Consider the following 26,888-nt stretch of genomic DNA (forward strand, 5'->3'; position numbering starts at 1 on the left):
TAAAAGTAATACTCAATAAATGAGGTGTTGATATGGAGTTTATTTTAATTTGTAATTTTCTTTTAAGCGCAACCGCAGCGTTTTTATTGGTGCCGGCTTTTACAAAAAAGCACACTGTTCACGTGACTTTACTTTCTCTCCTTTTCCTCCTTTCAATTGTTCCGACTTTTCTTCTCGCTAATCCACATATCGGCGTTTTACCTTGGGCTATTCGAGACGGTCTTCTATTGTTCGCTGCTTTCCTTTTCTTTTGTTTAACCTTCACTTCAAACAAATGGAAAACGCTTTTGTTTTTTCTTCTATTTTTACTGTCGATTGCTCCTCTTTCCTACGTCGTATATGATGACTTCACCCATACGTATATAGATGCCAATATTGGGCTTGGCCTAGGCTTTTTACTGACATGGCTCTTAACAGCGCTGTACAATATTTTGGCTATTCTTCGATTTTTTCGTCAGAAATCTCAGTAAACACATCAAAAGTTAACAAACAAACGAATAGTTGATTTTATTTAGTATACGCTAACAACTGCACAGTCCTTCTCTTTACATAAAGCTGTGTATACTAAAAAAGGAGTGATACTTGATGAAACGACTATTCGTAATGGTAGCAGTGATTGCCTTCTTGGCACTTAGCCGCATGTTAGTATTTGCCGCTGAAACACCTCCTGCTGCAGATGAGCGAACAGCTCAAAATGCAGAAGTTCGCATCGTTCATGCTTCACCGGATGCTCCGGCTGTAGACATTTTTGTGGATGACAAAGCTTTAGTAGAAGGAGCAAAGTTTAAAGATGTCGCCAACTCTTTGCCTTTGGCAGCCGGTTCTCATAAAGTAGAAGTATACGAAGCGAAGACAAAAGGAACAAAAGATTCCATCATCGAAGCTACCCTTGTTGTAGACGGTGGAAAATCGTATACAGTGGCCGCTGTAAATAAAGCAGAAAACCTTGAACTACAGGCTTTCACGAATAATAAGCAAGGAATGGATGGAAAAGCAAGCTTACGTGTTGCTCATTTATCTCCTGATGCTCCTGCGGTAAACGTAGGTCCTAAAGGTGCTGCTCCTTTATTTAAAGATCTGTCTTTTAAAAGCATTTCAGGTTATCAAGTAGTAAATCCGGGTTCGTATGATCTATCTGTTTCCACGGCAGATGGAAAAGAAATACTAAATCTTCCTGGAACAAATCTTCAAAGTGGTAAAAACTATACGGTTCTCGCAGTAAATACTGCTGACAAGCTTGAGACCATTGTTTTACAAGATAATTAATTAAAAAAAACGTCATTTCAATTGAAATGACGTTTTTTATAGACTGCGCTGAATGAATTCCTCTTTTTTGTACTCATAGGTAGAAATATCGTTCCACAGTCGTTTTGAAAGCTCGTATTTCATACCTTCATATTTTTTTCTAGCACGTTCGTTCGAGCGTAACTGCTCCCTGAAATTAATTCGTTCGTTCCAGTAAGGTGATTCACTGACCGTTACGTACACATGACTTCTTCTCGCATCATGTGGAATGAGCTTACGGGCATTTTTAGCTGTCATAATTGGAGGGTAGTGTGCAGCTGGAACGCCTTCTTTTAATAAGACAAACATCTCTTTTTCCGCTACATATACGTGAGATTTATTTTTTAATATAGCGCGCACTTCATTTATATCTTCTTCGCGTTTGACTCCGATTAAAATATCAACGATTGGTGAACCAGCCAATCCTGGAACGGACGTGCTTCCAATATGTTCGATGTCTACTGAAAAATCTTTTAGTGTATTAAGCAACGCTTCTTTTTCCATTTGATACAAAAGCGACCACTTTGTTTCATACTGAACAATCTTTCGCATATCAGTTTCCACCCTTTCACTTTTTTATACTGTACCATGTTTCAAAATAAAAAGAAAGAATTTTCTAACTATTTACTTTTAGTTTATGCTACGAGCTTTACACCCGTCTAGACAGGCTTTGTATTATTTTATATATTTTTGTTATTTTTATTCTAAATGTTTCATAATTGTGGATGTTTCCTCCTCCAAAAGATAGATAAGCTTTTATTTTCTATCTCTCCTCTATCATATTCACACTCAGCTGTTTTATACTATTTTACGTTCTTACTAGTAGAAGACATATCCTCAAAATGTAGATGAACAAAGGATTAAAGGTCTTTAATATCGCTAAATTCCACCTTTAATATAATTATATTTTACATTAATGTAAAATTTGTCCTTAAGGATGGCAGCTAGTTCAAATTCATTATACAATTGAATTTCGACATATAGTATGATGGATAATATCGGTATTATGAGATAATAGTAGATTTAACTCAAAATTTTGGACTATTTGCCGATATATGATTTGTATACCAATAACCTTATGTTGAAATTTGTAATTTGCAAGGAGGAAAAAATGAATAAAAAACATGTCATGTACACAGCCGTTTCTTCTGTTCTTTTAAGCTCTTCATTGCTTTTGCATTCAATTGATGCAGATGCAGCTGAATCGGCCAAAGTAACTGCTACATCGTTAAATGTACGTGCAACGCCTAGTACAAGCGGTGCTATCGTTGGAAAAATAACGAAGGGAAACACCGTTGATATAGTAGATGAAAGCAAAGGATGGGCTAAAATTACCTATAACGGTAAAGAAGCTTGGATTTCATCTCAATACATAAATAAAACGCAAATAAACAGTACGTCTACCGCAAATTCGACATCGAAGTCAGCGGTCGTTAATGCGAGCTCATTAAACGTTCGCTCTTCTGCAAGCACAAGCGCATCCATCGTGACAAACTTACCGCGAAATGCAAAAGTAACGGTGGTAAAAGAAAGCGGGTCTTGGTCACAGATTAAAACGGCAAGCGGTCAAACGGGCTGGGTGGCAAGTCAGTACCTACAAGCAAGCTCCGGTTCTTCTGCGCCAGATAACGATTCTGGCTCTACAACATCGAAGTCAGCGGTCGTTAATGCGAGCTCATTAAACGTTCGTTCTTCTGCGAGCACAAGCGCGTCCATTGTGACGAACTTACCGCGAAATGCAAAAGTAACCGTGTTAAAAGAAAGCGGATCCTGGTCCCAGATTAAAACAGCAAGCGGCAAAACAGGCTGGGTAGCAAGTCAGTACTTACAAACAGGTTCTGGACAGTCTTCACAAACAGCCCAGTCGATTCAAATTACAAAAGCTTCAAATTTACGCACTCAGCCGAGCTTAAGTGCTGGAATTATCCGTGTAGCAAAAGCAGGTGAAAGATTCAAAAAAGTAAACGAAACGAATGACTGGGTGCAAATTCAGTATTCTGCCAGTCAAACAGCATGGGTATCAAAAGGGTTAACAGCTGCGGCTGATTCTACAACTTCAGCTAGTTTGCCTTCCTCATCTGCTGCTTTAAAAGATAAAATTATTGTAGTAGACGCTGGGCACGGCGGATATGATCCTGGCACGTCAGGCAAGTCATCGATTGAGAAAAATTTAGCGTTAACAACAGCAAAACTTGTGGCAAGCCGCTTAGCTAATGCTGGAGCAAATGTATTTATGACGCGTTCAAACGATACTTTTATTTCACTGAGCGGACGGGTGAATGTTAGTGAAGCAAAGCATGCAGATGCATTTATCAGCATTCACTATAACGCGTCTACTTCATCTTCTGCAAACGGCATCGCATCATTTTATTACAGTGAATCTAAAGATAAAGAATTAGCAAAATACATTCAAGAAAGCATGGCTGAAAACGCGCCTTCTATGAAGGATATGGGGGTTCGTTTTGGAGATTATTATGTTACTCGAGAAAATAACCAGCGGGCTGTACTTCTTGAATTAGGCTTTTTATCAAATGCTCACGATGAGCAAATTGTTTCTTCTAACGCGTATCAGCAGCAAATATCTACAGGTATTTACCAAGGGATCGCTCGATATTTTGCAGCTAATAAATAATAAAAGCCCTCATAATGAGGGCTTTTATACTACCAGCTTGCTTTTTTGACTCCTGGAATTTGTCCTTTGTAGGCCAATTCCCTAAACGCGATGCGTGACATTTCAAATTTTCTAAGATAGCCTCGCGGACGACCGGTAACGCGGCAGCGATTATTTAAGCGCGTTGGTGAAGAATCTCTAGGCAATTTTTTTAACGCTTCGTAATCTCCTTTTTCCTTCAGCTCTTGGCGTAATTGCGCATACTTCGCTACCATCTCTTGACGTTTTTGTTCTTTTACCACTTTTGATTTTTTAGCCAAACTCTTTGTCATCCTTTCGTTTTAATAATTTTTATTTGAAATACGTAATCATTACGATTTAATTATTTTGAGCAAGTCACTTTTTAAATTTAATCATATTTTCTTCATTTTTTCAACTTGTTTGCTTTCACGCTTACATGTACTCTACCTCCATGCTGCTGTATAAACATAAAAAAAATTGTATGTCAAATGTAATTAATTCCTGCATCTCCTATATCATACAAAGAGCCCTACATATTCCATATTGTAGGAGGATTTGTATTTACAGATAATATTTCAATAATATTACAGTTCATTTACATATTAATAACTTCGACAAATTTAGCGGTTATCTAGTATATAATCATCTTAGAAATTCCAAAAATAATATTTTGCGCACTCAATAAAATATAAAAGTAAAGGTGATTAAAAAATGAAATCGACTGGTATTGTAAGAAAAGTAGATGATTTAGGTCGTATCGTAATTCCTAAAGAGTTAAGACGTGTTCTTGAAATAGATGTAAAAGATCCTGTTGAAATTTTTGTCGAAACAGATCGAATTATTTTAAAGAAATATGAGCCGAACGGTGCTTGTGCGATTACTGGCGAAGTATCTTCTGACAACGTAACAATCGCAGATGGCAAATTAACTTTAAGCCGCGAAGGTATGGAGTTATTACTTGAAGAATTAAAACAACGTAATTTCTAATAAAAAGAAAAGCAGCTGCTCACATGCAGCTGTTTTTCTTTTTGTTAAAGTTTTTTCTTCGCTTTCTGATCTCCAGATGCTATACTCAGGAGCGAATACATAATAAAGGAGCCTTTCATCATGACAGTTGAACAAATTACTTATCACTTTTTAGCACATCGAAATGTAACTAATGAATTAATCAACAAAATTGAGGCAGGTCACTATGAATACAAGCCTGCCCCGACATCTATGTCCGCTTTTGACTTATCTACGCATATTTTAACATCCTTTTATGCATTTGCATCAGTGGTAAAATCCGGTGATTTATCGCCACTTGGTCAAAAAGCTGATTTTAGCGGTAAGTCATTATCGGACCTTGCAGCTGAATATACCCAAAAAACAGTAGACGTATTACGTTCACTTAGCGAAGATGATTTAAACAAAACAATTGACGCCACTGCAGCGTTTGGAAGAAAGCTTCCTGGAAGTCAACTTTTACAAATGGCCATTGACCATGAAATTCATCATAAAGGAAATTTATACGTCTACGTACGTGAGATGGGTCATACGGATCTTCCTCTATTTGTTCAGTTTGGTTAAGTTAATAGTTCGTGCTTGTAAGCGCCCAAGCTAGAAGTTTGGTGCGCTTTTTCTTTGCGGTTTTCGGCATAATAAGTAAGATATATGGTATAATTCTATCAATAACTTCATATCTACTATTCAAAGCTTGTTTCTTCTTATAAAACGATAGTCATCATCTTTTACAAAGGAGGAATCACTTCATGAGTCAAACTGTTAACCAACAAAAAATTGCTCAAGTGTATCATCTTCCGTTTGTTTCTTCATTTGGAGGAAGTGCTATGAACCTTCTTTCTCCTCAAGCTGGCGAACATATTTTAGATATTGGCTGCGGCACTGGCGAATTTATTTCGCAGCTTCATAAGCTTCATGTCCTTGCAACGGGCATCGATTGCTCTGAAAATATGATTGAACAAGCTCGTCATCAGTACCCAACTCTATCCTTTGAACAGTTAAATGCCCTTAACCTTCCTTATTACGAACAATTTAACGCAGTTTTTTCAAATGCAACTTTACACGACATCCGTCCCCCTCACCTTGTCATTAAAAACATTTACAATGCTTTAAAACCAAACGGCCGATTTGTAGCAGAATTTTGGGGAAAGGGAAACATGGATGAAATTTTTACAGAAATCATCCGTCAATTTAAAACGTTTGATATCCCTTATAACGATGGAGATTTCCCATGGTACTTTCCTTCTGTAGCTGAATATTCTTCTCTTTTGGAATCACAGAATTTTCAAGTCACCACGGCTATTCACTACAGCCGTCCCTTTTTGTTAAAAGGGGAAAATGGCTTGCGTAATTGGCTGGAAACAAATGCAGCCCCTCTTTTTGCTCACGTGACGACAGAAACTAAAAATGTCCTCATTACGCGCTTAGAAAATCGAATGCAAGACAAACTATTTCAAAATGGATCTTGGCTAGCAGAAGCTAAACATATACGTGTACATGCTGTAAAACGAGATTAAAAAATGGACGTGATTCTATTCACGTCCATTTTCGTTAAAGTGCAGCCAATATCCTTTTCCTCGAATCACTTCGATTTCTAAATATGTTCCTATTTTTTTGCGAACCCGGTAAATCAGCGCATTCAGCTCTTCTGCTGCTACTAGAATTTCTCCATTTGACTCTACTCGTTCAGGCCAGACGCTTTTTTTTAATGCTTCTTTTGAAACAAATTGATTGTTGTATTCTAGAAGATAAGCTAAGCACGCGTATTCTTTATCTGACAGAATATACGTTTCCTCTTTTACTTTTACTTTCTGCAAAATTGGATCTAATGTGTAAAATGGCTTATTTATTTGTTTTAGCAAAGGTCCTAAATCAAGGGTTGCATCCATATCATCATTTCTAAATACTAAAGTTGCCTCCTCATTTGCTAAGGTAATGACATCCTGCTCTTTCAATAAACGAGGGGTTCCAGGCTGTAACTCTTCTCCGTTTACTTTTGTCCCGTGTTTACTAAACAAGTCTGTAATGAAAAAGGCATTGCTTTCGTACGTTACTTCAAAATGCTTGCGTGAAATGTAAGCACTTTGAAAGGCCAGATAAGGCTCCCATTCTTCACTGTTTCGTCCGATAATACAGGCTTTATCTTTTGGAATAGGCACGGAAGCTCCTTCATAAAAAGGAGCACCGTTCCGAATAATCAACATACCGTTCATTGTTTACTCACACTCTTTTTTAAAATTTTCTGACTCTTATCATGTAATTATAACACTCACATTTATTGAGATTTCTTCCAACTTTGGATAACATCATAGTATAGTCAGTTATATGATAAAGGTTGTTGCCATGTAAGTAAACCTTTAGAGCAGTCCTTTTCTAACTGAAAAAATACGTATTCTTTGCCCTGCTGTAACGGGGATACAATTTTTTTGTAAAATAATTTGGTTTTTAGTAACTTTGACATATGTTCTCTCTTTTTAAAGCGGAGTAAAATAGGAAAATACGTGAAATATTTACATAATGGAGGAAGACCAATGGGACGTTTGCCAAAAGATAGAGAAATTCAAGCGATTAAACGACGCGTTGCACTGGTATTGTTAATTATTGGATCATTTATTTTAACAGGTGCTAGCTTTAGCATTTATTGGTTTATGATGTTAAAAATATAAATTTTTTTATAAAATAAAGAAAAAAGACATGGTTTTGTTCCCATGTCTTTTTTAGGTTTATTCTTTCTCAGACACTCCCGCAGATTCAAATGTGGCCATATTGGCAATCATCAGTGAAGCTGAGTGCAGCAGTGGAAATGTAACAGCAGCTCCACTTCCCTCACCTAAACGAAGATTGAGGTTGAGGAGCGGTTTCTTGCCAAGAAGCTTCATTGCACACGCATGACCTTGTTCAACAGATTCGTGACTAGCAAACATATAGTCTCTTGCTTGTGTATTGATTTCTGTTGCTAGAAGGGCTGCAACTGTACAAATAAAACCATCTACTAAAATAGGAATACGGTGAGCAGCTGCCGCCAGCATAGCACCTGTCATCCCTGCAATTTCAAGACCCCCTATTTTACTAATAATATCAATTGGATCCTGAGGGTTAATGTGCCTGTTTTGCAGCGCTTCTTCAATCACGTTCACTTTGTGGCGCAGTTGTTCGTCAGAAATCCCTGTGCCCATTCCTGCAAGCTTAGAGACTTTTTCTCCTGTCAATACAGCTAAAATAGCCGTGCTTGACGTAGTATTTCCGATGCCCATTTCTCCTACAATCAAACATTTAATTCCTTGGGCAATAAGCTCTTCAGCTTCTTCATATCCGACTTGAACAGCCAGTTCTGCCTCACTGCGCGTCATCGCGTCTTCTTTATAAAAACTTGCTGTGCCCAGCTTCACTTTGCGTTGTACAAGGTCTTTATGGGAAAGGTCAGAAGCAATGCCGATGTCAATCAGTTTGAACTGGGCATCTATTTGCTGACTAAACACGTTAATAGCTGCTCCTCCCTGTAAAAAATTCAGCGCCATTTGTGCCGTTACATCTTGCGGATAAGCTGAAACTCCTTCTTTTACAATTCCATGATCGCCTGCAAAAACGAGGACTCCTGGCGGCGTGACTGTCGGAAAAACTTCCCCGGTCATGGCCGCTAATTCCACTGCTATTTCTTCGAGTCTTCCAAGGCTTCCTATCGGTTTGGTTAATGTATCAATATAGCGTGCCGCTTTTTCACCAGCGCTTGTTTGAAGCGCTGGAATATAAATGTTTATCATATGTACAGCTCCTTTATTTCAGCAAATGTCTACCGTTTAATTTAACAGGATTTTGTTTATTCTGGCTAGTCTTTTTTAAAGTAGATAATTGGATAGAGTTCCCAAGACTTAGTTATACTAGTAAGAGTTGCGTATAGGCAGTATTTTGAAAGGAAAGATTTTATGACAACGAAACAGCACAAAAAGGAAAAGGCAGGTCGGCTCATTTATCGCTATATTATGATGTTAATTGGGGCTTCCTTGGCTGCCGTTTCTATCGAATTATTTTTAGTCCCAAATTCTGTAATTGATGGCGGTATTATCGGTATTTCTCTAATTTTAGTGTACTTAACGAAATTGCCGTTCAGTCTTCTTATCATCATCTTTAATCTCCCTTTTTTATATAGTGGATACAAACAAATTGGTCGTAACTTCTGCTTTTCATCTATGTTTGCAGTTGTTGCTTTATCCATTGTAGAATCTCAGTTGCACCATGTTCCAGCTGTAACATCTGAACCGCTTCTTGCTACTGTATTTGGCGGACTGCTGTTAGGAGCAGGTGTAGGAACGGTCATTCGTCACGGTGGAGCGTTAGACGGAACTGAGATTTTAGGTATTTTATTAACAAAAAAAATCCCGTTTTCTGTGGGCGAATTTGTGATGTTTTTAAATATCTTCATTTTCGCTTGGGCAGGGTTTGTGCTAGGGTGGGAACAGGCTATGTACTCGATCCTTACGTACTATATTGCTTCTAAAACAATCGATGCGATTATTCAAGGGCTTGATGAAACAAAAGCAGCTTTTATAGTTTCAAATCACTATGAAGAGCTATCAGACGCTATTACACATCGTTTAGGCCGCGGCGTGACGAAACTGTATGGTAAAGGCGGATTTGAAGGTACAGAAAAAGAAGTCATATACGTAGTTGTGACGCGTTTGGAAATTACCAAGCTTAAAACCATTATTTCCGAAATAGATCCACATGCCTTTACAACCATTATGGATACCCAAGAAGCGCAGGGCGGCAAATTCAAATCAGCCATCCACTAACTATACATAAGTGTGGATTTCCCTGAGCATGCTAATAGCTGACTACCCGTAAAGGAGCTCACCACAATGAAAGAACAAATGTCCAACTTATTTCACCAATTAAAACAGTCGGTTGCCGATGTATCGGATAAGTTATATGACAAAGTACACACGCTGCAATCATCACCAGGAGTGAGTGTGTTTGAACTGTACGAATGGATTAAAGAAAACCCAAGCACAAGTGTACAAAAGCAAACGCTGCTCGGGATTTCGTACTCTTTCTATACACTCTACGCAGACGGCGTTTTTTTCTATATGGAAACGAAATATGATTATTTACTTTACATGACTATTTATAGTCCAACACGTCATTATTTCACTTATCATTCTTACAGAGATTCTTTATCAACAGTGACTCCCTTGACGTTTCCTATTACTAAATAATAAAAAGCTCCTCAATCGAGGAGCTTTCTTTATATGATTATCTTCCTTTTCGGACTTTAAAGATAAACAGCGCAAGTAAAAAACCGCTCGTCGCAGTTACTATTTTCCACGCGTTTAAGATTGGATTTTTTTTCAAGGTCCTGCTCCTTCCTTGCGGCTATACTAAAAATAGGATGGCCGCCTTTCAAACAGCTAGTCCAACTTCCCCCTACTATTGATACCATCTTCTAACATATAGCCCACCGACATTTTCATCAATTTCACTTTTCATACTATAACATATTTTTGCCATTTAGTAGAAGTCTTAAAAGTAAAAGCTGCACTTCTCTTAAAAAAAACGGTATTGAACCCCTGCATTTTCTTTACCGTTCATTTTTTGATAAAGGTTTTGAGCCACTTTATTTTCACTGCTGCACTCAGCGGTCATCCCTGCAAACTCATACTTTTGAGAATAGGCCAGGCAGATCTTAAACAAACGTTCACCAATTTTATTTCCTCTGTTTAAAGGAGATACGTACAAGTCTTTTAAGATGGCTGTTTCTTTAAAATAATAGGTGCTCCACGATAGGTACACCGTCGCAAAACCTACTAGTTTCCCTTCCAATTCAGCAACAAACTGGATACCATAGGAAGGACTATTCAATAAGCGCTTAATATGTAAAGTTAAAGCTTTCCGGGAAGGGGCAGGCTGCTCACAGAATTTTACTATATATTCTTGCATTAACGTAGCCAGTCGCTCTCGATCAGTTTCAACCGCCTGTCGAATGACAACCATTTAATCACTCCTTTTAGCTCAACGCTCTTAACATAATTCGATAGCCATACTCTTTTTCCTTTCGTTTTCGTGAAAAGCTCCCTACTTTTACACAAGGGGTATTTAAAGCAAACAACCTTATACGGCTTATGGTTGATGAGAGAAAATACGATGTTTTAAAAAAAGGTTGCAAATAGCAACCTTTTTTAGTTAGCAAGCGCATAATTTCGCAAGAATAAACCTACACAGCCGCTGATTACAATCAGTCCTCCTGCTGTTAGAAACGCCGCCGTTACATTTAGCGAAGCAACAGCTCCAAGCAGCAGCACCGAAAGCCCAAACGTCACATATGAAACGCTAAGCGTAGCGGAAAGTACCTTAGAAAGCTTTTCTAAAGGAACGGCCGTTTGTGTAAGCGTGTAAGAACATGTAGCGCTTATTTGAAGGGCAATGCCAATAGCAAAACTAAGTAAAAGTGAAAGAAAAGGAGCAGGCATCACTCCGAACAATAATGTAAAGAAACCTGATAAAAGACTGCCTAGTGTTACGATATGATAAAGGCTTTTCTCTTGTTCAACTGAAATCTTCAACAAAACGAAACCTCCAAGAACCGTTCCAACAAAAAAACTGCTGTTGATATATCCCCACCAAGCTTCATTTTTATTTAATATCTCTTTCACAAACACGTAGACAATTGCTGATGCCCAAACGCCGGCAGCCATCCCTTCTAAAACCTCCATGACTAATAAAACCCGCAGGCGCGGATAATGCCAAATTAGCTTCCATCCCTCTTTTAACCCTTGTTTTTGCTTCGTTTTAGAAGAATGAGCGTTAATGCGAATAGCCTGCATAAATACGATTGACAAACTGAATAACGAAAATGATAGCCATAAAAGGCCAGTAGCATCCCAGCTAATGATCAGAAAGCTTCCAAGCGGATAGGCTGCAATTTGAATCATTTGATCAGTGACATTAAACATACTGTTCCATTTCAACAGCTTCTCTTTATCTACTAAATGAGGAAGCATAGAGCTTTGAACCGGAGCTGCCCACCCATCGAAAAAAGCAATAAGCGCCACGCAGCACAGCATGCTGATAAGCGACATATGCCACAAGAAAAACATAGATAAAACACTGGTTTTTAACAGTTGAGACACAACAAGAATACGCTTAGCCCTGTAGCGATCTATAAGAAAAGGCACAATAAAACTGCTCAAAAACTTAGCAGTCGTAATGGTAAATGGAATGCATGAAAGCAGCACAGGAGAACTATTTTGAGCATAAAGAATGCTGATTAACGCAACAATATATAATACATCTGCTAAATTGGCTTGACTTTGGCCAAACCATAAAAAAAGTACGGAACGATTTTTCACGACAATCCCTCTTTCTTTTTAGTATGACTGAAAAGAAAGAGAATCCTACACGTAATCAACCCCTTTTATATAGCGTCGTGCTTTTATCGACTTATTACAATCGTATACTTTTTGCAGAACGAAACTTTTTTATATAGTAAAAAATACAAACAGTTAAACAGTATCGTAAAAAATCAAGAAATTGTCGTGAAAACGAAGTTAGATTAACTATAGAATATCAGAGTTATAGAATCAATACTTTTTACATAATTTTCTTTTTCTTCTTCTTCACTTCTAAATAACCTAAGCTTGCCATATACATAGAGGGACGAGTACTCCTATTAAAATTTAACGTATAGGGTGAGGAATATTTTTTCGAGAGTGGTTTCGATTTGCTGTGGCAGCTTATTAATTGGACTAGGGCTAAACGGATTTATTGCTCCGTATCACTTACTAGACGGTGGACTTATAGGGTTTGGGCTTATCGTATACTATGTGTTTGGAACTCCTATCGGACTGTCCATTTTCTTTTTGAATGTACCTGTCTATTTATATGCTTTTTTTCGTCATCGTCAAAGCTTTTTTTACGGAAGTATAGGTTTATTTGTTTCTTTTTTTATGACAGAATGGCTGTCTATTCTCGAAGGCACGCTAGAGCTTCCTTTGCTCTTTAGCTCATTGCTTGGAGGCGCACTCGTAGGGATGGGAATAGGACTGATGCTTCGCTACGGCATCAGCTCGGATGGGCTTGATTTAATTGCCATTATTGTATCGAAAAAATGGAAAATCAATATAGGAATAACCATTTTTATCTTAGACAGTACGATTATGATAGTGGGCTTACATATTATCGGATTTACTGCTTTTTGCTACTCCATGCTTGTTATTACGATGAGCAGCATAATGATTATGCTTTTTACTTCTCCGCGATGGCTGTCTTCATAAAAAAAACGCTGGAACTTTCAGCGTTTTTTTATCTGTTTCCGACTATCATATTGATGTGATTGTGGAGAACCGTAATCGTTGAAGGTGTCGTCGTTTCTTTTTCCCCATCACAATCTACCGTTTTTTCAGGAGTGGTTTCAATATGAACTTCTTTTGCACGAAAATGCATAAGGTTGCTTTCAGGGTTAAGCTGTTCCTCATCAGGGCTTGTTTGTAACCATGCCATAACCGGCTCGATTCCCATTTCTTTAATAACGAATACATCTAATAATCCGTCTTGAAATGAGCTGTTTCCTAGCATAGCGCGAGTTCCTCCTAAAAAAGGGCCGTTTCCAATTAACACCATAACAGCTTCTCCTTCATAGGAAGCTTTTTCGCTCGTCATTTTTAATTGAAAAGGCTCTGCTTGATTTAAAGTTCTGCCTACGCTCATGTAGTAAGAGAGCTTACCAAATTTCTCTTTATTTTCTTCCAAAATATTTTCAGATACATCAGCTACGAGGCCGATTCCCCAAAAGTTTAAAAAATAATCTTCGCCATGTTTTCCAACATCCACTGCCTCCGTCTGCTTTTCTATAATTTGCTCCACCGCTTTTAAAGGATTTTGATTCATTCCAATTGCACGCGAAAAGTCGTTGCACGTTCCACCAGGTAAAATAGCAAATACAGGACGTTGCTGCAACGGAGCAAGAGCGTTGATGAGCTCATAAATTGTCCCGTCTCCTCCTGCTCCAATAATGACATCCGCTTTGCCTTCCAATTTCCTTACCAGATCGGCACCATCTCCAGGTTGCTCTGTTTTATATAAAGTAACCGTCTCAAATGCAGTGTTTAACCGATCACATATAAAGTCAATTTCATTTACTAATTTTTTGTTTCCTGCGTTTGGATTCAAAATCACTGCTGCCTTCATCTTTCTCTCTCCTCTATTCATATCTTCCGTTTCACTTTTTTCCCTTTCTTTTTAAAAAACAAACCTTTTCAAATATGAACGTTTTATGAAACCATTCCAATAGGACTTTTTTTACTTTCAAAACCTGCTATAATAATTTTCGGACTTGTATTAACAAAAGATGGTTATTGAGAGGAGCTTTCTATACGTGTCAATAAAATGCATGACGCAACTATTTGCAAGTTGTTTTGTTTTTTTACTTTCCTCAGTCGCTACTTGGTATAACGGCTCTTCGATGCTTGAAGGACCTTTATCAGCCAGTTTGACCGGAGGGCTAACAAAGTCCTCGGCGGTTCATCACTATTCTCACATCGATTATTTGTTATATACAATTAAATTCCACCCTCAGTTTCCAATTATGATGATGGTGAGTGGAATTTATTTGATTGTATTACTATCTATTATTGGCTTCAAAAAGCGGTATGGATTGATTAGCTCCTGCTGTTTATGTATCACAGCTCTCTTATGCTACAGCAGCTATAAACTTTCACATACCCCTACCGAAGGTGAGCACGCCATGATTACCTCTAGCTTAGCTGCAGCAAGTTTATGCTTAGCAGTCGGATTATTCTATTTATTAAAGCGATTTTATTCTCAAAAAGAATATATTTAACCATATGAAAAAAACGTCGGATCTACCGACGTTTTTTATGTGAAATCAGTTGTGTTTATTGATTTTGTTCAACTGGCGTATAACCTATATACGCAGACTGAGGTCGGTAAATACGATTGTTTTCTGACTGCTCTACGACATGAGCTGTCCAGCCAACTACACGGCTTGCTGTGAAGGTTGGGGTGAATAGTTCAGACGGAAGCTCAACCGCTTTCATAACCGCTGCAGCGAAATATTCTACATTAGTATAAATGCCTCTACCCGGCTTGTATTCATTGAGTAATTCAATGGTTTTATCTTCAATTTTAACAATTAAATCAAATAGCCCGTTATCTCCTGAGATTTGTTTCGATACTTCTTTTAATGCTTCTGCTCTTGGATCATGTGTACGATAAACGCGATGACCAAATCCCATGATTTTCTCTTTATTATCTAATTTTTTACGAACCCAAGGCTCAATATTCTCTTCACTTCCAATTTCATCAAACATGGTAATAACACCAGAAGGAGCTCCTCCGTGAAGCGGACCTTTCATCGCGCCAATTGCTCCGCAAATAGCTGAAACCATGTCAGATTCGGTAGATGAAATAACGCGTGATGAGAAGGTCGAGGCGTTCATCCCATGCTCAATTGTCAAAACAAAATATGCGTTCAGCGCAGTAACCAAACTTTGATCTGGAATTTCTCCGTTAATCATGTATAAATAGTTTGCTACATGATCCAAATGCTCGTTAGGCTCTACTACTTCTAAATCATTCATTTTACGATACCAATAGGCAATAATGGTAGGTGTGACCGCTGTAATCGCAAGTGCCTGCTCCTTTGTCGGAGGCCAGCTGTATGAAGGGTCTCCTAAAGCTGAGATACATGTGCGAAGCGCGCTCATCACTTCTGTATCTTTTGGCAAACAGTCCATTAATGCAACAATATTAGCCGGAAGCGTACGATGAGTCACCATTTTTTGTTTAAATGCTTTTAACTCATCATGATTTGGCAGCGTGCCGTTCCAAATTAAATAAGAAACTTCTTCAAAAGAATAATTGATCGCCAAATCTTTTGCCCAATATCCGCGATAAATCAGCTGACCTTTCTCTCCATCAACATGCCCTACTTTTGTTTCAGCTGCAACGATTCCTTCTAATCCTTTAACGTATGTCATCTCAACCACTCCCCCAATTATTTTTAACAAACCGGCCCTTTTTTCTATGTACGGCTCGTTTGCAGAATGAATAGACTCACCTTAGTGGTGCACTATACCATTTTATTCCTCTTTCTTAATTGTCAGAACAGTATACAAAATGAACATTTCAACACGTGTTATTTCTGCGCTCGCGGCTTTGTTTTACGGGAGAAAAAAATATTTTTCTAGGATTTTTTTCGAGGGTACTTTTTTGTTAACGCTTACAAATATGCGGGTTTCTAACGTATTTAGAGGAATTTGATGTGCTATTTTTTGGATGAATCACTATTCATTTCCTTATGTAAGAGTTTACATTTATTTGAATCATAAGTAAAATAGATAAATAGAATAAATAGTATGAAAACTAAGAATACTAGTGAGGAGAATTTATGGATATTCGAGAACTGCAACATTTCATGGAAGTAGTTAATCAAAAAAGTTTCACGAAAGCAGCAGCTGCAATTCACTTGTCTCAGCCAGCATTAAGTAAAATTGTAAAAAAACTAGAAGAAGAACTCGGCGTAGATCTTTTTGATCGCTCTACTCGAAAGCTGACGTTAACCGATGCAGGACAGATTGTGTATGGGCAAAGCCAAAAGCTGGTATCCACTCTTCACGAGCTGCATGCTCTGTTAGATGATTTACGAAATCTCCCTACAGGAGATATTAAAGTAGGAATTCCTCCTTTAGTAGGGACTGTTGTTTTCCCGATGATTGCAAAAAACTTTACATCAAAACATCCTCAGGTGAAATTAGAGCTTGTGGAGCTTGGCGCAAAGCGAATTGTCGAACTTGTAGAAAACGAACAAGTAGACCTTGGCATTATCGTGTTGCCTATTCAAAATCCTCTTTTTCACGTCTATCCGTTTATTGAAGAAGAGTTTAATTTATACATTCATCATGAGCATCCGCTGGCAGCTAAATCAATCGTTGCTTTGAGCGAGCTTAGAGAAGAACCGTTTGTCCTGTTCAGCAAAGATTTCTCTCTTCATGATCGCATTATTCACGAGTGCATTCAAGCGGGTTTTCATCCGAAAATAGCATATGAAAGTTCGCAATGGGATTTGATTATTGAACTAGTCGCTTCTGAATTAGGTATTGCAATTTTACCAAAGTCCGTGTTTCCAAAGATCAATAACCCTTTTATTAAAAGTATTCCAATTGCCGCACCTACTCCAATGTGGGAGCTTGGCATCATTTTGAAAAAAGATCGCTATATGTCATATGCTACACGGGAGCTTTTATCCTTCCTAGTAGACCAAGATATCATTTTACCGTCTCATACGATGTCAGCAAACTCTTAACAAAAAAGCCTCTTCTTTCATTAGGAAGAGGCTCTTAGTCATCTTTTATATCTTTCTTCAATTTTTTTGTCTTGCGATCAACTAAAAACAAGTCAGCAAATGGCGACTTGTTTTACAGATGCTTTTTGAATAGCACACTTTTTTTAAAATGTACTCCCAAAGCTTCACGATTGGCCATAAACACTCCTATTAAAATAAGAAGGCCTCCGCCAATAATAGAAGGCGTGATAGCTTCATTTAAGACTACATAGCCGATTAACACCGCGATTAAAGGAGATACATACAACCAAGTAGATGGAAAAATGGGATTTGTTTGGGCGATGAGCCAATAATATAAGCCGTGTCCAGCAATTGAACCAACAAAAATTAAATATACAATAGACCATACTGCGTTCCGAGGCATAATAGTTGAAACATGGATTTGCTCTGTACATAAAGATAGCACCAGCAGAAATATTCCCCCATAAAACATTTGAATACCGTTAATTAAAAATGGTGACACTTCTTTTAGTTCATTTAACAAAGCTTTCGAATAATTGCTGCCTATACCGTAAAATACCTCTCCTATTATGATAATGATACACCCTAACGTCCACGAATAAGACATAGTGGCTGTCACATTTGGAAGTGAAATGCAAATAACACCGGTAAAAGCCAGAAGCAAAGCGAATAACTGCTCTTTTTTTAATTCCATTTTTCTTTGCATCACTTGAATAAGCAATATCATCATGGGGCCAGTAGCAGATAAAACAGCTGCAAGACCCGATGTCACATGTTGTTCTGCCCAATAGAGCGTTGAAAATGTCATAAAGGTCAAACAAAACCCTACCATCATCACTTTTTTTGAAAATAATAACGAGCGTCGAACGTCTTTTTTATATGCAAAGTACGAGATTACTAAGATTCCTGCTAAAAGAAACCGAGTTCCAGCTGAGAAAAGTGGAGGCATTCCTGCTTCAATTCCTAATTTAATAGTTAAAAATGTCGTGCCGAAAATAAAACAGATAAGTACGTAATTAATAATAATCATATATCTTCCTCCTTTAAATATGCCACGAGTATAAAAGAAAGGAAGTATAACAGTAAAACCTTGACTATAACAGTTGCTATTTTTTCAGTTGCGCCCATGCTTATTTTGAGGTTAACTAAAGAAAAAGAATAGTTAGGTGACACAATGAAATTTAATGTACATAAAAAATCTTCTACCCCCATTTATCAGCAAATCTATGAGCAGATTCGTTATCGCATCCAAACGAGCATGATAAAACCTGGTGATCAGCTCCCTTCTTTACGCAAGCTATCACAAGAGTTAGAAATAAGCTTATTAACGGTACGAAAAGCGTATCAGCTCTTACAAAAATCAGGATTAATCGTAATACAGTCAGGAAAAGGAGCTTTTGTTAAAGGGGTTACTAATGGTTCTTCCAAGGTATTAAATAATTTTTCATGGCAAGATGAATTAAACGTAAATATCACCCGCTCTCAGTACAGCTTAAATCGTGATCGTAAATATTATGATTTCTCTCAGGCTATTCTTTTCCCTCGTCTCCTTCCTAATCAGTTTTTAGCGCAAGAAATGCAAAGTCTGTTACGTACCAATGAGCTTGTTTTAGCCACATATGGTCCAATTCAAGGAGATCGGGAGCTTCGCATGGAGCTTTCTTCTTATTTACAGAGAGAGCAAGGAATAAAAGCTGAGCCTCATGAAATTATGATTACAAGTGGCGCTCAGCAAGGTATTGATTTAATTGCTCAAACGCTTTTAAAGCCAGGGGATACGGTTATAGTAGAGAGTCCATGCTACGGAGCTGCAATTGATGTCTTCACCAATAAAGGTGTTAACGTCATTTCAATTGAACTAGATGAAGAAGGAATACAATCTGATTTAGTAGAAGAAGTCTGCCAAAAAATAAAACCTTCGCTTTTGTACGTGAACCCTTCTTTTCAAAACCCTACAGGTATACTAATGAGCAGACAGCGTCGCAAAGAACTAGTTGATTTGGCCGAATTGTATCACTTTTTTATTGTTGAAGATGATTCGTTTGGAGAGATTTATTTCGATGATATATCGGTGCCTCCACCGATCAAAACGTTTGATAAAAATGGGCATGTTTTGTTCTTGAAGGGGTTTAGTAAAACGTTGGCTCCAGGACTTCGAATAGGATTACTTTATGCACAAGGTTCTGTATTTGATTGGCTATATGCGGTTAAAGCACTGATGGATATTGGTAGTCCCTTATTAACTCAAAAAGCCGTGCTAGCTTTTTTGCGCACTGAGCGAATGAAACATCACATGGAAAAACTGAGGACCGCTTTGCAACTGAGAAGAGATCATGCAAGCGATCTGCTTTCGTCTCTTTCCGAATCCGTTCAATTCCAAGTTCCTAAAGGAGGATTCAACTTATGGTTAAAACTGCCTCAAAAAGTAAACACATTTGGGTTATTAAAAAAAGCCCAGGAGCACAATATCTGCTTTTTACCTGGTGAAGCTTGTTTTGTTCACAAACCGCTTCATGCTTACATTCGAATAAGCTATTCCCTCCTTAGTGATACTGATTTGAACACAGGACTTCAACGTCTTAACACCATTCTTTCAGCTGAAATATAAAAAGATTCTTTAATAGATGTTTAATTATAAGAAGAGAAGTGTATACAGAAAGAGGAGAAGAATAACTTTCTTCTCCTCCACTCTTTTAACTCACATTTTTATTCACAGCAATAATTTCACTCAGGTTATTCATATAAATAATTTGGTCACCAAACGTTCTATTTTTCAAAGCAGCCGTATGGTGCGGCTTCATGCCAATAATATAGCATGTGATACCCATGAGATAAAAGGACTGCATAAAGCCTGCAAAAGCTTGGATTCCTTCGGTCGTTAATATATCTAGTCCTCCAAAGTCAAATAGAAGCGTGGTGTAATTTCCTTCATGTGCAAAGTTTTGCAAAATGGACGTATTTTCAGCTACAAGATCTGTATCTAAGTCTCCAAAAAGAGGTATAAGTCCTACTTTAGAGGATAATTTAATAAAAGAAGCGGACAATTGCTTGATTTTCTGTAATGATTTTTCAAGACGTTCTTTTTGTTCAAGCAGTTCAAAATCTGTATCTGCTAATCGTTTCCGATGGTCTTGAACAAGACTCGTTAGCTCTTGTATACGTTCATCTTGGCGAATACAAACTAAATGACCTATATCGCTATCCCATTGAATTAAGCATTCAAACAGTGAATAAGGCGAATCATTGGTTTGCATCACGAGCTCTACTTTCTGAATAGCCTGGCCTCGGCTTTGGACAAGCGTTTGCTCATCATGGGGTTCGTCTACAGACAATTCTCGAGAATCTGTTTGGCGCAAGCTTAAAAACTTTCTCGCCTTTTCTTGACTAAATACGTCTACAAGATCTAAAAAATTAGCTGAAGGCTTAAATAAATGACCTGATTGTTGCGACCATTCCAAAATATTAAATTCAGTATCCACTAAAAAGTAAGGAATTGGAACATATTCAAGCATCGACATTAACTTCCACTCCTTTGTGATAACTGAGTAACCAGTTATTTAGTTGGTAAAGATCCGGAATTAGGCGTGTATGCTCAGAACAGTAAGAACGGAAATCAATTTGAGAAACTAAACGCCCTCCTACCATTACCGTTGGTCTTGGTTCTAATTTGTCCAAAGTTTTGGTATACTCAGCAAGCCTCTCAATATGATAAGGGATGCTGACAGATAATCCTACCATGTGCGGCTTCCATTCTATAGCCATTTTCTCAGCGTATTCCAGAGGGAGATTGGCCCCTAAAAAGCGAGTATTCCAACCATGTTCCTCAAACAATAAAGCCACCATCTTTAAACCAATGAAGTGCTGTTCTTGTTCCAAGCATAGGAGCAGTGCCCTTGGAGCGGTGTCTGAAGCGTGTCCCTGAATTTTTTTATAAAAGCGATAGCGAGTTAGCACATAATCACATGTCGTAGTTGCAACATGCTCATCAGCTACAGAAATGATATTTTCTTCCCACATATCTCCAGTTACTCGCATTGCGGTTGTAATTAAATTTTCATAAATATCTAGGCTGTTCTTTCCCTGTTGGATTTCTTCCAGCACAATTTCCCAAGCGCTGTCTTGATCACCAGCTAATAAATAGCCTACAAATTTTTGTACTTGAGATTTCATTGTTTCACCTCAGTAAACGTAAAGCTTTTAAGAAACTTGAATAAAAGCTTCTCGTCTCTCTTTTTCAAGATCGCCTAAAATGTATACCATTTTTAGACTAACACATGTTGCCAATAGCAACAACATAAAAATAGAATAATAACTTTTTATTTTACTACACTCAGTAAAATATGACTAGTATTTCTCTAAATATTCTCCTTTCCCTTTTATTTATGAAAAACCCCTCGGCATTTTGTACCGAGGTGTTTTTCAAGTTGTTATCATTTCGTCGGCTAAAAGAATGTAAGTGCGTCTCTTTTTCTTTTATGCATCTTTCCTTTTTTCCACTTTCAATAGACTTTCAAACATATGTATTTATGACTCTTCTGCTCCGACCATAATACTGATAAGATAGAGCGCTGCCATAACTGAGCCGATTGTATTGCATATCAAATGAATATATTGGCTGGTCGCTATAAACAAGTACAAGCTTAGCGACAGCAGCACCGTTCCGAACAAAAAAGACCATTTAAATAATGACAGTGGCCGGTTAAACTTTAGACGCAAACAAAAAATGAGAATAAAGCCTACTAGCGCCATCACAAAGAAACTAACATTAAATAAATTGATAGTTATCACGTTTGTTCACACTCCCTTTGCCCCTGAAACTATTATAACATATTTTTCCTTATCTCCATTCTTTCTCTAGGAGCGAACGCGTCGAAAATTGTTTTTTTAATGTGTTTATGTCACAATATTTTTATAAAAATTCCAAGGAATGAGGGAATGAATTGACTACACCTGAAGCTCAAGATTCAAAATGGTCCATTTTAAATAAAGCCCTTCATAGCTCACAATCTGGCATTATCGTGACAGACCCTTCTTTGCCTGATAACCCAATTATTTACCTCAATCAAGGGTTTTCTCTTATGACCGGCTATGAGGAAGAAGAAGTATTAGGAGAAAATTGCCGTTTTCTACAAGGGCCTCTTACAAACCTGCACCACATTGATGAAATTCGCAGCGCTATTAGCCGCAATCAATCAGTTTCTGTTACGCTCGTTAATTATCGAAAAGACGGCTCTTTCTTTCATAATCAGCTAACGATTGACCCGACGTATATAGAAGAAGAAGATAAATACTACTTTATTGGTGTTCAAAAAGATGTAACAATAGAGATTACAGCCCAGGAACAGCTACAGCAAGCTTTAGAAGAAGTTGAAAGGCTATCCACCCCTATCGTGCCAATAGAGGAAGGAATCTCTGTTCTTCCATTAATCGGAACGTTAAACGAACGGCGTATAGAAATGCTATTTAATAGCTTCACCTCGTGTAACACAAGCAGCAAAAATCGTTATTTAATCCTAGACGTCTCAGGGTTAGCGCGATTTAATGATTCATTCGGCCGTGATATTCTTAATATTTACAATTGGCTGAAGCTCATGGGAACTCAGCTTGTTTTAACAGGAATTTCTCCTGACATGGCCATACATATGAGCACTATGGAAGATGATATGTCCTTTATTTTAGTCTATCAAAGCATTAAAGATGCCTTACCCAAGCTAAAGCTATAAGCACAAGAAGTGTTTCTTTATGAAAAATAGGTAAAATGCATGAATATGGTAGTTAATAAATGTTTATTTTTTAATAAATTGGGTTTGAGAGTATACAGTTAGGGAAAACAAGGCGTATAGGAAAATAAATGCGCTTCATAATGGATTTATTCATAAGCATCCTCACTCTAGATCAGGGGATGCTTTTATGCTTTTATGCCTTTATTTATAAATCAATTAGACTATACATATATAAGGAGAGTCTTCATGCATAAAAATCAGGACTTATATCATTTTTTCAAAGAACATTCTCTTCAATTAACTGAAGACTGGTACAATCAGCTCGACGATGAAAATGAGTTCTCTGTCTATTCGAGTAAAAATCCAGCAATTGTGAAAGAACTGAAGCAGCAAAATCAAGATTATTTTCAGCATTTATTTGACTTGTTTATAAAGGATGAGGAGTATTTTTTTTCAGATTTTCAGCAGTGGTCGATAGAACTAGCGCGTGATCCAAAGCATTTAAGTACGCCTCTTCACTTTATTATTCGAGAATATTTTAATTCACAAAAAATTGCCGTCAATTACTTAAAGAAGTTTATCTCTTTGCATTCGAATGAAGTAAGCGCAGATAAGATATTTATGTGGTATGACATTATTGTTAAAGCTTTTGATCTATCTATTTATATCTTTATTCAAGAATATCATAAAAATACGCAAGAACAGCTGAACGCTCAGAAAGAGTTAATTAATGAATTAAGTTCTCCTGTGATCATGCTTCAAAATAAAGTTGCACTTCTGCCTCTTGTGGGGGATATTGGAACGGTCAAAAGTCAGTTTATTTTAGAAAACACGCTTCAGCAATGCTCGAAAAAAGACGTTGAACATTTATGTATTGACCTGCTCGGTGTAGCTACAATTGATACGATGATGGCACAAGAGATTTTTAATTTGGTAAAAGCTCTTCGTTTAATTGGTGTGCAAACAATTTTATCTGGAATTCGACCGGAAATTTCTCAAACTGCCATTCGCTTAGGGCTTTCATTTGAACATGTTAAAACTACTTCTTCTCTTGCACAAGCACTTAATTCTATTGGTTAAGCATATGGCTCTCTATTACAGCATAGAGAGCCATATCTATGGTGTTTCAAATTTTACTGGAGTGTAATAGACACGCCCGATTAGCTTTTTTCCTTTGCTATCTTTCCAATCTGCTACGAGTATATACCGATCACTGCGAGAGGCAGAATCTACTGTAATAGCAGATGTTTTTTTTATGTCCTTTTTTTCTACTATGTTTTCATAAATAGACTGATTACGAATTTGTTTGTAATAAAGGGCATTAGGTTTTTTACCATCTATTTTAATGGACACTTGACCACCTTCAGAGACGGGAATACTATCTTTCATAACAATTTGTCTAAAATTTTTTCGTTCGCCAAAATCAGCTTCACATTCGGTCCAGCAAAAGAATAAGGGCTTGATGATGGCTTCTTTGCCTTCGGCTATTATTTTTATAGCGGGTGGATAAGAATCTTCAAGCGTTTCAGCTGTAGGAATCTGACATGCGGCTAATGAAAACAAACTAAATAGGATAATCACCACTTTTTTCATACTATGTCCTCCCTTTTTTGTAAACGTGGTGCACGTAACCGAGTGGGTACATAATATACTCTTTCGCCTGCAACCAAAAGATTCCTTTTATAATCAACAAAAAAACAGCTGCCTATTTGTTTAGACAGCTGTTCTGTTCTATTTACTTAGCATGCTTATTTCTTTTTTCATATCTTTTTCTACATATTCCATTAAATCAGATACATAGGTTTGAAGTGGTTTTGTTGCGTCTTTGTGATCATTCATCGTTAATTCATAGATGCTATCGATATTATCAATCATCAGTTCCATATCATCGATGACGCCCGTATGCTTATACATCGTTTTCATCGTAGGATCAAGGGAAGCTAATTCATTATATTCATAGTTTATAGTATTTGAAATATCATCGAGTTCATTGATAAATTGCTTTTTGGTTTTTTTTTCGGCCATAAGCTGATTATACTCTTTAAAAGCAGTTTGAAGGTTTTTCTGAGAGGCAGTCAATACTTTCAGCTGTTCTCGTCCTAAATAATAATCATAAATACTAGTAACAGTAAAATATCCCCCAAATGTGAGCGCGATTCCGACAACCAAACCTATCCAAAACGTGCTCGTTTTAAAAAAATGTTTCATAATGACTCCTTTTATCTGTGTTCTATGTACAACACTAGCTCATGCTGCTGCTTTTTCCTAGGATACACCAAAAACGAAGTGGAAGCTACACTTTTTTAAAAATTTGTCGAAATTTGTCTCTTTTCTCACAAACCGCAGCACATTATGTTCCATCTCTATTTCTCCATCTATATACATCAAATTCGTTAACCGCTGTAAAACCAATTTTTTCATAAGTTGGCTTTCCTGCACTTGTAGCATGCAAAATACACGTATCCGCCTGTTTTTTTGCTTCAGTAATAACTTCCTTCAAATATGCGGTGGCCAGGCCTCTTCTTCTCATATGTCTAGCTGTAGTGATACAATACAAACCCGCTGTACCGTCATAAAAAAAGAGAGACCCAGCTACAGCTGGCCGGTTGTGATAAAGGCCCAGATATAACTGATATTGGTCAGCGTGCTGCATAAGCTCCCTAAACCTTTCAAAAAATTCAGCTTGATATTCTTTTGGTTTTTGATAGCCGTCTATATATACCGTGATCCATTCTTTCAGTTCAGCTTCTGTGCGCACTCGCTTACATTGAAACCCTTCTACTCCTGTATGTATGTATTCTTTTTCTTGAATGTGCTGAATCATTCCGATCCATTTTTCATAAGGAACAAATCCATTTTTATGAAGAACTGGACCAAGGTTATCATATGAAGATGGACCAACAATCCATAGAGGTTCCTCCCCTTGCGGAGGGCATATCCCCAACACAGGCTCAATATGACGGGTTCCTGCATATATGCCCCGATTGTAAGGAGATGCAGAAATCCATTTAATTTCTGATGTATCCACCTTCACAGATTTCTTCGTATGCTGAAAATACATCCAATGCTGAATCAAGTGCTGTTCTACTACCTCGCTTTGATTTTTTATTTTCACTTCATGTCTCCTTTCTCTTCTAAACTATGTTCCTTTTTCTATTATATACTAGTTAGTCTATTTTCTATGACCCTATCGCAGTTCTTAAATCCTTTTACAAGTTTTTTTTATTTTTTTGCTATTCCATGAATAGTTTTCTTTTAAGTGGGGTATTAACCTATATAAGCAATACATCATTAAAAAGGAGGATGATATTTATGTCATTTTTATGGGCACTTATTGTAGGTGGTATTATTGGGTGGCTTGCCGGATTAATTACGGGAAGAGACGTTCCGGGAGGTATTATTGGTAACATTATTGCCGGTTTTATCGGTTCTTGGTTAGGTTCAGCTATCTTTGGAAGCTTCGGACCGGTTGTAGGTGGATTTGCTATTATTCCTGCTATTATTGGATCAATCATCTTAGTGTTAATCGTAAGTTTCATTATGAGAAAAATGCGTGGCAGTCATAAACATGCCTAATAAATTATTATATTAGAAAAAGAACCTCTGTTAAAAAAGAGGTTCTTTTTTTATATGAAAAATTCTTAAAATTTACTATTTTTAATTTCATAATATTGAAAAATAAACCTATTAATGTTAATTTAACCATAATCACTATAGAAAAAAGAGGAATTAACATGCTGCTTTCAACCCACTCAAAAGACAAATCCATGTACCAAATACTAATAGAAGAAATCGAACAGACACGAACGTTAATGATTCAAACGGCTGTCCGTGAAGGAATGACAAGTCCTAACACACTTCAAGTTAGTCAATCATTAGATGCTTTATTAAATAAGCTTCAAATTTTCTTCTACCAATAAAAGCCCATGAT

At 37.3% G+C, this 26,888-nt stretch carries 32 protein-coding genes; 17 read left to right on the top strand and 15 right to left on the bottom strand.

Translation table 11 applies throughout. The features are described 5' to 3' along the window. Positions 1–32 precede the first annotated feature (32 nt). Both OK414_RS16420 and OK414_RS16425 read left to right on the top strand, forming a co-directional pair. Positions 33–470 (top strand): hypothetical protein, encoded by a 438-nt coding sequence (locus tag OK414_RS16420; RefSeq protein ID WP_095379317.1) that lies wholly within the window; start codon positions 33–35, stop codon positions 468–470. A 115-nt stretch (positions 471–585) separates the two neighbouring features. Beyond that, positions 586–1,266, top strand: a complete 681-nt coding sequence (locus OK414_RS16425; protein ID WP_013083814.1) for a DUF4397 domain-containing protein — start codon at positions 586–588, stop codon at positions 1,264–1,266. Between the two features lie 36 nt (positions 1,267–1,302). Here the strand turns inward: OK414_RS16425 and OK414_RS16430 are convergent, their stop codons facing one another. Next, positions 1,303–1,836 (bottom strand): GrpB family protein, encoded by a 534-nt coding sequence (locus tag OK414_RS16430; RefSeq protein WP_013083815.1) that lies wholly within the window; start codon positions 1,834–1,836, stop codon positions 1,303–1,305. Between the two features lie 559 nt (positions 1,837–2,395). Here OK414_RS16430 and OK414_RS16435 point away from each other — a divergent pair. Beyond that, complete coding sequence (locus OK414_RS16435; protein WP_263045216.1) at positions 2,396–3,916, top strand: SH3 domain-containing protein; 1,521 nt, start codon at positions 2,396–2,398, stop codon at positions 3,914–3,916. 29 nt (positions 3,917–3,945) lie between these two features. On the opposite strand, the gene rpsN is transcribed toward OK414_RS16435, so the two are convergent. Then, the gene (gene rpsN / locus OK414_RS16440) at positions 3,946–4,215 is read right to left on the bottom strand and encodes a 30S ribosomal protein S14 (protein WP_013083817.1); all 270 of its coding nucleotides are present in this window, start codon (positions 4,213–4,215) and stop codon (positions 3,946–3,948) included. 412 nt (positions 4,216–4,627) lie between these two features. Here rpsN and OK414_RS16445 point away from each other — a divergent pair, with 412 nt between their 5' ends. The 3 genes from OK414_RS16445 (at position 4,628) to OK414_RS16455 (ending at position 6,435) form a co-directional block, all read left to right on the top strand. After that, positions 4,628–4,903 carry an AbrB/MazE/SpoVT family DNA-binding domain-containing protein gene (locus tag OK414_RS16445; RefSeq protein ID WP_013057736.1) on the top strand — a complete coding sequence of 92 codons (276 nt, stop codon included), beginning with the start codon at positions 4,628–4,630 and terminating at the stop codon, positions 4,901–4,903. Between the two features lie 120 nt (positions 4,904–5,023). Then, positions 5,024–5,485, top strand: coding sequence for a DinB family protein (locus tag OK414_RS16450; protein WP_095379315.1), 462 nt, complete (start codon positions 5,024–5,026; stop codon positions 5,483–5,485). A gap of 182 nt (positions 5,486–5,667) precedes the next feature. Next, on the top strand, positions 5,668–6,435 hold the full coding sequence (locus OK414_RS16455) for a class I SAM-dependent methyltransferase (RefSeq protein ID WP_095379313.1): 768 nt from the start codon (positions 5,668–5,670) through the stop codon (positions 6,433–6,435). Between the two features lie 15 nt (positions 6,436–6,450). On the opposite strand, the gene OK414_RS16460 is transcribed toward OK414_RS16455, so the two are convergent. Continuing rightward, positions 6,451–7,131, bottom strand: a complete 681-nt coding sequence (locus OK414_RS16460; protein ID WP_263045217.1) for an FHA domain-containing protein — start codon at positions 7,129–7,131, stop codon at positions 6,451–6,453. A 318-nt stretch (positions 7,132–7,449) separates the two neighbouring features. On the opposite strand from OK414_RS16460, the gene OK414_RS16465 reads away from it, so the two are divergent. Continuing rightward, positions 7,450–7,584, top strand: coding sequence for a hypothetical protein (locus OK414_RS16465; protein WP_013057740.1), 135 nt, complete (start codon positions 7,450–7,452; stop codon positions 7,582–7,584). 57 nt (positions 7,585–7,641) lie between these two features. On the opposite strand, the gene cobT is transcribed toward OK414_RS16465, so the two are convergent. Then, positions 7,642–8,679 (bottom strand): nicotinate-nucleotide--dimethylbenzimidazole phosphoribosyltransferase, encoded by a 1,038-nt coding sequence (gene cobT / locus OK414_RS16470; RefSeq protein WP_016764739.1) that lies wholly within the window; start codon positions 8,677–8,679, stop codon positions 7,642–7,644. Between the two features lie 162 nt (positions 8,680–8,841). On the opposite strand from cobT, the gene OK414_RS16475 reads away from it, so the two are divergent. Together OK414_RS16475 and OK414_RS16480 are read left to right on the top strand one after the other, a co-directional pair. Then, complete coding sequence (locus OK414_RS16475) at positions 8,842–9,708, top strand: YitT family protein (protein ID WP_013083822.1); 867 nt, start codon at positions 8,842–8,844, stop codon at positions 9,706–9,708. Positions 9,709–9,774: 66 nt separating this feature from the next. Then, positions 9,775–10,131, top strand: a complete 357-nt coding sequence (locus tag OK414_RS16480) for a hypothetical protein (protein ID WP_263045218.1) — start codon at positions 9,775–9,777, stop codon at positions 10,129–10,131. 328 nt (positions 10,132–10,459) lie between these two features. Here the strand turns inward: OK414_RS16480 and OK414_RS16485 are convergent, their stop codons facing one another. Together OK414_RS16485 and OK414_RS16490 are read right to left on the bottom strand one after the other, a co-directional pair. Continuing rightward, a complete protein-coding gene (locus OK414_RS16485; RefSeq protein WP_176584168.1) occupies positions 10,460–10,906 on the bottom strand; it encodes a GNAT family N-acetyltransferase in 447 nt (148 codons plus the stop codon). A gap of 185 nt (positions 10,907–11,091) precedes the next feature. Then, positions 11,092–12,261, bottom strand: a complete 1,170-nt coding sequence (locus OK414_RS16490) for an MFS transporter (protein WP_047932501.1) — start codon at positions 12,259–12,261, stop codon at positions 11,092–11,094. 360 nt (positions 12,262–12,621) lie between these two features. Here OK414_RS16490 and OK414_RS16495 point away from each other — a divergent pair, with 360 nt between their 5' ends. Then, positions 12,622–13,185 (top strand): YitT family protein, encoded by a 564-nt coding sequence (locus OK414_RS16495; RefSeq protein ID WP_095379309.1) that lies wholly within the window; start codon positions 12,622–12,624, stop codon positions 13,183–13,185. A gap of 28 nt (positions 13,186–13,213) precedes the next feature. On the opposite strand, the gene OK414_RS16500 is transcribed toward OK414_RS16495, so the two are convergent. Then, on the bottom strand, positions 13,214–14,098 hold the full coding sequence (locus tag OK414_RS16500) for a diacylglycerol/lipid kinase family protein (protein ID WP_025751162.1): 885 nt from the start codon (positions 14,096–14,098) through the stop codon (positions 13,214–13,216). A 187-nt stretch (positions 14,099–14,285) separates the two neighbouring features. Between OK414_RS16500 and OK414_RS16505 the strand changes: the two genes are divergently transcribed. Next, positions 14,286–14,750: a DUF4306 domain-containing protein gene (locus OK414_RS16505; protein WP_223260182.1), complete on the top strand. Its 465-nt coding sequence runs from the start codon at positions 14,286–14,288 to the stop codon at positions 14,748–14,750. A 55-nt stretch (positions 14,751–14,805) separates the two neighbouring features. Here OK414_RS16505 and OK414_RS16510 read toward each other — a convergent pair whose 3' ends face one another. Beyond that, positions 14,806–15,909, bottom strand: coding sequence for a citrate synthase/methylcitrate synthase (locus OK414_RS16510; RefSeq protein ID WP_016764746.1), 1,104 nt, complete (start codon positions 15,907–15,909; stop codon positions 14,806–14,808). Between the two features lie 410 nt (positions 15,910–16,319). On the opposite strand from OK414_RS16510, the gene OK414_RS16515 reads away from it, so the two are divergent. Beyond that, on the top strand, positions 16,320–17,234 hold the full coding sequence (locus OK414_RS16515; RefSeq protein WP_013083830.1) for a LysR family transcriptional regulator: 915 nt from the start codon (positions 16,320–16,322) through the stop codon (positions 17,232–17,234). A 112-nt stretch (positions 17,235–17,346) separates the two neighbouring features. Here the strand turns inward: OK414_RS16515 and OK414_RS16520 are convergent, their stop codons facing one another. After that, positions 17,347–18,264 (bottom strand): DMT family transporter, encoded by a 918-nt coding sequence (locus tag OK414_RS16520; RefSeq protein ID WP_263045219.1) that lies wholly within the window; start codon positions 18,262–18,264, stop codon positions 17,347–17,349. A gap of 144 nt (positions 18,265–18,408) precedes the next feature. Between OK414_RS16520 and OK414_RS16525 the strand changes: the two genes are divergently transcribed. After that, positions 18,409–19,842 carry a PLP-dependent aminotransferase family protein gene (locus tag OK414_RS16525; RefSeq protein ID WP_263045220.1) on the top strand — a complete coding sequence of 478 codons (1,434 nt, stop codon included), beginning with the start codon at positions 18,409–18,411 and terminating at the stop codon, positions 19,840–19,842. An 85-nt stretch (positions 19,843–19,927) separates the two neighbouring features. Here OK414_RS16525 and OK414_RS16530 read toward each other — a convergent pair whose 3' ends face one another. The 3 genes from OK414_RS16530 to OK414_RS16540 all read right to left on the bottom strand — a co-directional run bounded on the left by OK414_RS16530 (position 19,928) and on the right by OK414_RS16540 (position 22,022). Beyond that, positions 19,928–20,752, bottom strand: a complete 825-nt coding sequence (locus OK414_RS16530; RefSeq protein ID WP_034650753.1) for a hypothetical protein — start codon at positions 20,750–20,752, stop codon at positions 19,928–19,930. Next, entirely contained in the window at positions 20,739–21,404 is a 666-nt protein-coding gene (locus OK414_RS16535) for a B12-binding domain-containing protein (RefSeq protein WP_034650750.1), read from the bottom strand. The genes OK414_RS16530 and OK414_RS16535 overlap by 14 nt, the downstream gene beginning before the upstream one ends. Before the next feature lie 354 nt (positions 21,405–21,758). Further along, the gene (locus OK414_RS16540) at positions 21,759–22,022 is read right to left on the bottom strand and encodes a hypothetical protein (protein ID WP_074894949.1); all 264 of its coding nucleotides are present in this window, start codon (positions 22,020–22,022) and stop codon (positions 21,759–21,761) included. A 152-nt stretch (positions 22,023–22,174) separates the two neighbouring features. On the opposite strand from OK414_RS16540, the gene OK414_RS16545 reads away from it, so the two are divergent. Together OK414_RS16545 and OK414_RS16550 are read left to right on the top strand one after the other, a co-directional pair. Then, on the top strand, positions 22,175–22,957 hold the full coding sequence (locus OK414_RS16545) for a PAS domain-containing protein (protein ID WP_263045221.1): 783 nt from the start codon (positions 22,175–22,177) through the stop codon (positions 22,955–22,957). A gap of 246 nt (positions 22,958–23,203) precedes the next feature. Then, positions 23,204–24,037: an STAS domain-containing protein gene (locus tag OK414_RS16550; RefSeq protein ID WP_095379305.1), complete on the top strand. Its 834-nt coding sequence runs from the start codon at positions 23,204–23,206 to the stop codon at positions 24,035–24,037. Between the two features lie 36 nt (positions 24,038–24,073). Here OK414_RS16550 and OK414_RS16555 read toward each other — a convergent pair whose 3' ends face one another. The 3 genes from OK414_RS16555 to OK414_RS16565 all read right to left on the bottom strand — a co-directional run bounded on the left by OK414_RS16555 (position 24,074) and on the right by OK414_RS16565 (position 26,072). Next, complete coding sequence (locus tag OK414_RS16555) at positions 24,074–24,550, bottom strand: hypothetical protein (protein ID WP_034650742.1); 477 nt, start codon at positions 24,548–24,550, stop codon at positions 24,074–24,076. A gap of 138 nt (positions 24,551–24,688) precedes the next feature. After that, the gene (locus tag OK414_RS16560) at positions 24,689–25,165 is read right to left on the bottom strand and encodes a hypothetical protein (RefSeq protein ID WP_014459392.1); all 477 of its coding nucleotides are present in this window, start codon (positions 25,163–25,165) and stop codon (positions 24,689–24,691) included. 142 nt (positions 25,166–25,307) lie between these two features. After that, positions 25,308–26,072 (bottom strand): GNAT family N-acetyltransferase, encoded by a 765-nt coding sequence (locus OK414_RS16565; protein ID WP_095379303.1) that lies wholly within the window; start codon positions 26,070–26,072, stop codon positions 25,308–25,310. Positions 26,073–26,269: 197 nt separating this feature from the next. On the opposite strand from OK414_RS16565, the gene OK414_RS16570 reads away from it, so the two are divergent. Next, positions 26,270–26,533 carry a GlsB/YeaQ/YmgE family stress response membrane protein gene (locus tag OK414_RS16570; RefSeq protein WP_013083841.1) on the top strand — a complete coding sequence of 88 codons (264 nt, stop codon included), beginning with the start codon at positions 26,270–26,272 and terminating at the stop codon, positions 26,531–26,533. Between the two features lie 158 nt (positions 26,534–26,691). Further along, on the top strand, positions 26,692–26,877 hold the full coding sequence (locus tag OK414_RS16575; protein ID WP_013057763.1) for an aspartyl-phosphate phosphatase Spo0E family protein: 186 nt from the start codon (positions 26,692–26,694) through the stop codon (positions 26,875–26,877). The last annotated feature ends 11 nt before the right edge of the window (positions 26,878–26,888 follow it).

It is taken from the genome of Priestia sp. JV24, from assembly GCF_025910025.1.
GTDB lineage: Bacteria > Bacillota > Bacilli > Bacillales > Bacillaceae_H > Priestia > Priestia megaterium.

What these genes read in the sequence shown, in the direction of transcription:
- OK414_RS16575 (WP_013057763.1), top strand. Translation starts at nt 26,692, where the DNA reads ATGCTGCTTTCAACCCACTCAAAAGACAAATCCATGTACCAAATACTA.
- cobT (WP_016764739.1), bottom strand. Translation starts at nt 8,679, where the DNA reads ATGATAAACATTTATATTCCAGCGCTTCAAACAAGCGCTGGTGAAAAA.
- OK414_RS16435 (WP_263045216.1), top strand. Translation starts at nt 2,396, where the DNA reads ATGAATAAAAAACATGTCATGTACACAGCCGTTTCTTCTGTTCTTTTA.
- OK414_RS16525 (WP_263045220.1), top strand. Translation starts at nt 18,409, where the DNA reads ATGAAATTTAATGTACATAAAAAATCTTCTACCCCCATTTATCAGCAA.
- OK414_RS16420 (WP_095379317.1), top strand. Translation starts at nt 33, where the DNA reads ATGGAGTTTATTTTAATTTGTAATTTTCTTTTAAGCGCAACCGCAGCG.
- OK414_RS16500 (WP_025751162.1), bottom strand. Translation starts at nt 14,098, where the DNA reads ATGAAGGCAGCAGTGATTTTGAATCCAAACGCAGGAAACAAAAAATTA.
- OK414_RS16555 (WP_034650742.1), bottom strand. Translation starts at nt 24,550, where the DNA reads ATGAAAAAAGTGGTGATTATCCTATTTAGTTTGTTTTCATTAGCCGCA.
- OK414_RS16535 (WP_034650750.1), bottom strand. Translation starts at nt 21,404, where the DNA reads ATGAAATCTCAAGTACAAAAATTTGTAGGCTATTTATTAGCTGGTGAT.
- OK414_RS16450 (WP_095379315.1), top strand. Translation starts at nt 5,024, where the DNA reads ATGACAGTTGAACAAATTACTTATCACTTTTTAGCACATCGAAATGTA.
- OK414_RS16530 (WP_034650753.1), bottom strand. Translation starts at nt 20,752, where the DNA reads ATGTCGATGCTTGAATATGTTCCAATTCCTTACTTTTTAGTGGATACT.
- OK414_RS16460 (WP_263045217.1), bottom strand. Translation starts at nt 7,131, where the DNA reads ATGAACGGTATGTTGATTATTCGGAACGGTGCTCCTTTTTATGAAGGA.
- OK414_RS16510 (WP_016764746.1), bottom strand. Translation starts at nt 15,909, where the DNA reads ATGACATACGTTAAAGGATTAGAAGGAATCGTTGCAGCTGAAACAAAA.
- OK414_RS16560 (WP_014459392.1), bottom strand. Translation starts at nt 25,165, where the DNA reads ATGAAACATTTTTTTAAAACGAGCACGTTTTGGATAGGTTTGGTTGTC.
- OK414_RS16430 (WP_013083815.1), bottom strand. Translation starts at nt 1,836, where the DNA reads ATGCGAAAGATTGTTCAGTATGAAACAAAGTGGTCGCTTTTGTATCAA.
- OK414_RS16445 (WP_013057736.1), top strand. Translation starts at nt 4,628, where the DNA reads ATGAAATCGACTGGTATTGTAAGAAAAGTAGATGATTTAGGTCGTATC.
- OK414_RS16520 (WP_263045219.1), bottom strand. Translation starts at nt 18,264, where the DNA reads ATGATTATTATTAATTACGTACTTATCTGTTTTATTTTCGGCACGACA.
- OK414_RS16465 (WP_013057740.1), top strand. Translation starts at nt 7,450, where the DNA reads ATGGGACGTTTGCCAAAAGATAGAGAAATTCAAGCGATTAAACGACGC.
- OK414_RS16515 (WP_013083830.1), top strand. Translation starts at nt 16,320, where the DNA reads ATGGATATTCGAGAACTGCAACATTTCATGGAAGTAGTTAATCAAAAA.
- OK414_RS16485 (WP_176584168.1), bottom strand. Translation starts at nt 10,906, where the DNA reads ATGGTTGTCATTCGACAGGCGGTTGAAACTGATCGAGAGCGACTGGCT.
- OK414_RS16455 (WP_095379313.1), top strand. Translation starts at nt 5,668, where the DNA reads ATGAGTCAAACTGTTAACCAACAAAAAATTGCTCAAGTGTATCATCTT.
- OK414_RS16550 (WP_095379305.1), top strand. Translation starts at nt 23,204, where the DNA reads ATGCATAAAAATCAGGACTTATATCATTTTTTCAAAGAACATTCTCTT.
- OK414_RS16425 (WP_013083814.1), top strand. Translation starts at nt 586, where the DNA reads ATGAAACGACTATTCGTAATGGTAGCAGTGATTGCCTTCTTGGCACTT.
- OK414_RS16570 (WP_013083841.1), top strand. Translation starts at nt 26,270, where the DNA reads ATGTCATTTTTATGGGCACTTATTGTAGGTGGTATTATTGGGTGGCTT.
- OK414_RS16475 (WP_013083822.1), top strand. Translation starts at nt 8,842, where the DNA reads ATGACAACGAAACAGCACAAAAAGGAAAAGGCAGGTCGGCTCATTTAT.
- OK414_RS16480 (WP_263045218.1), top strand. Translation starts at nt 9,775, where the DNA reads ATGAAAGAACAAATGTCCAACTTATTTCACCAATTAAAACAGTCGGTT.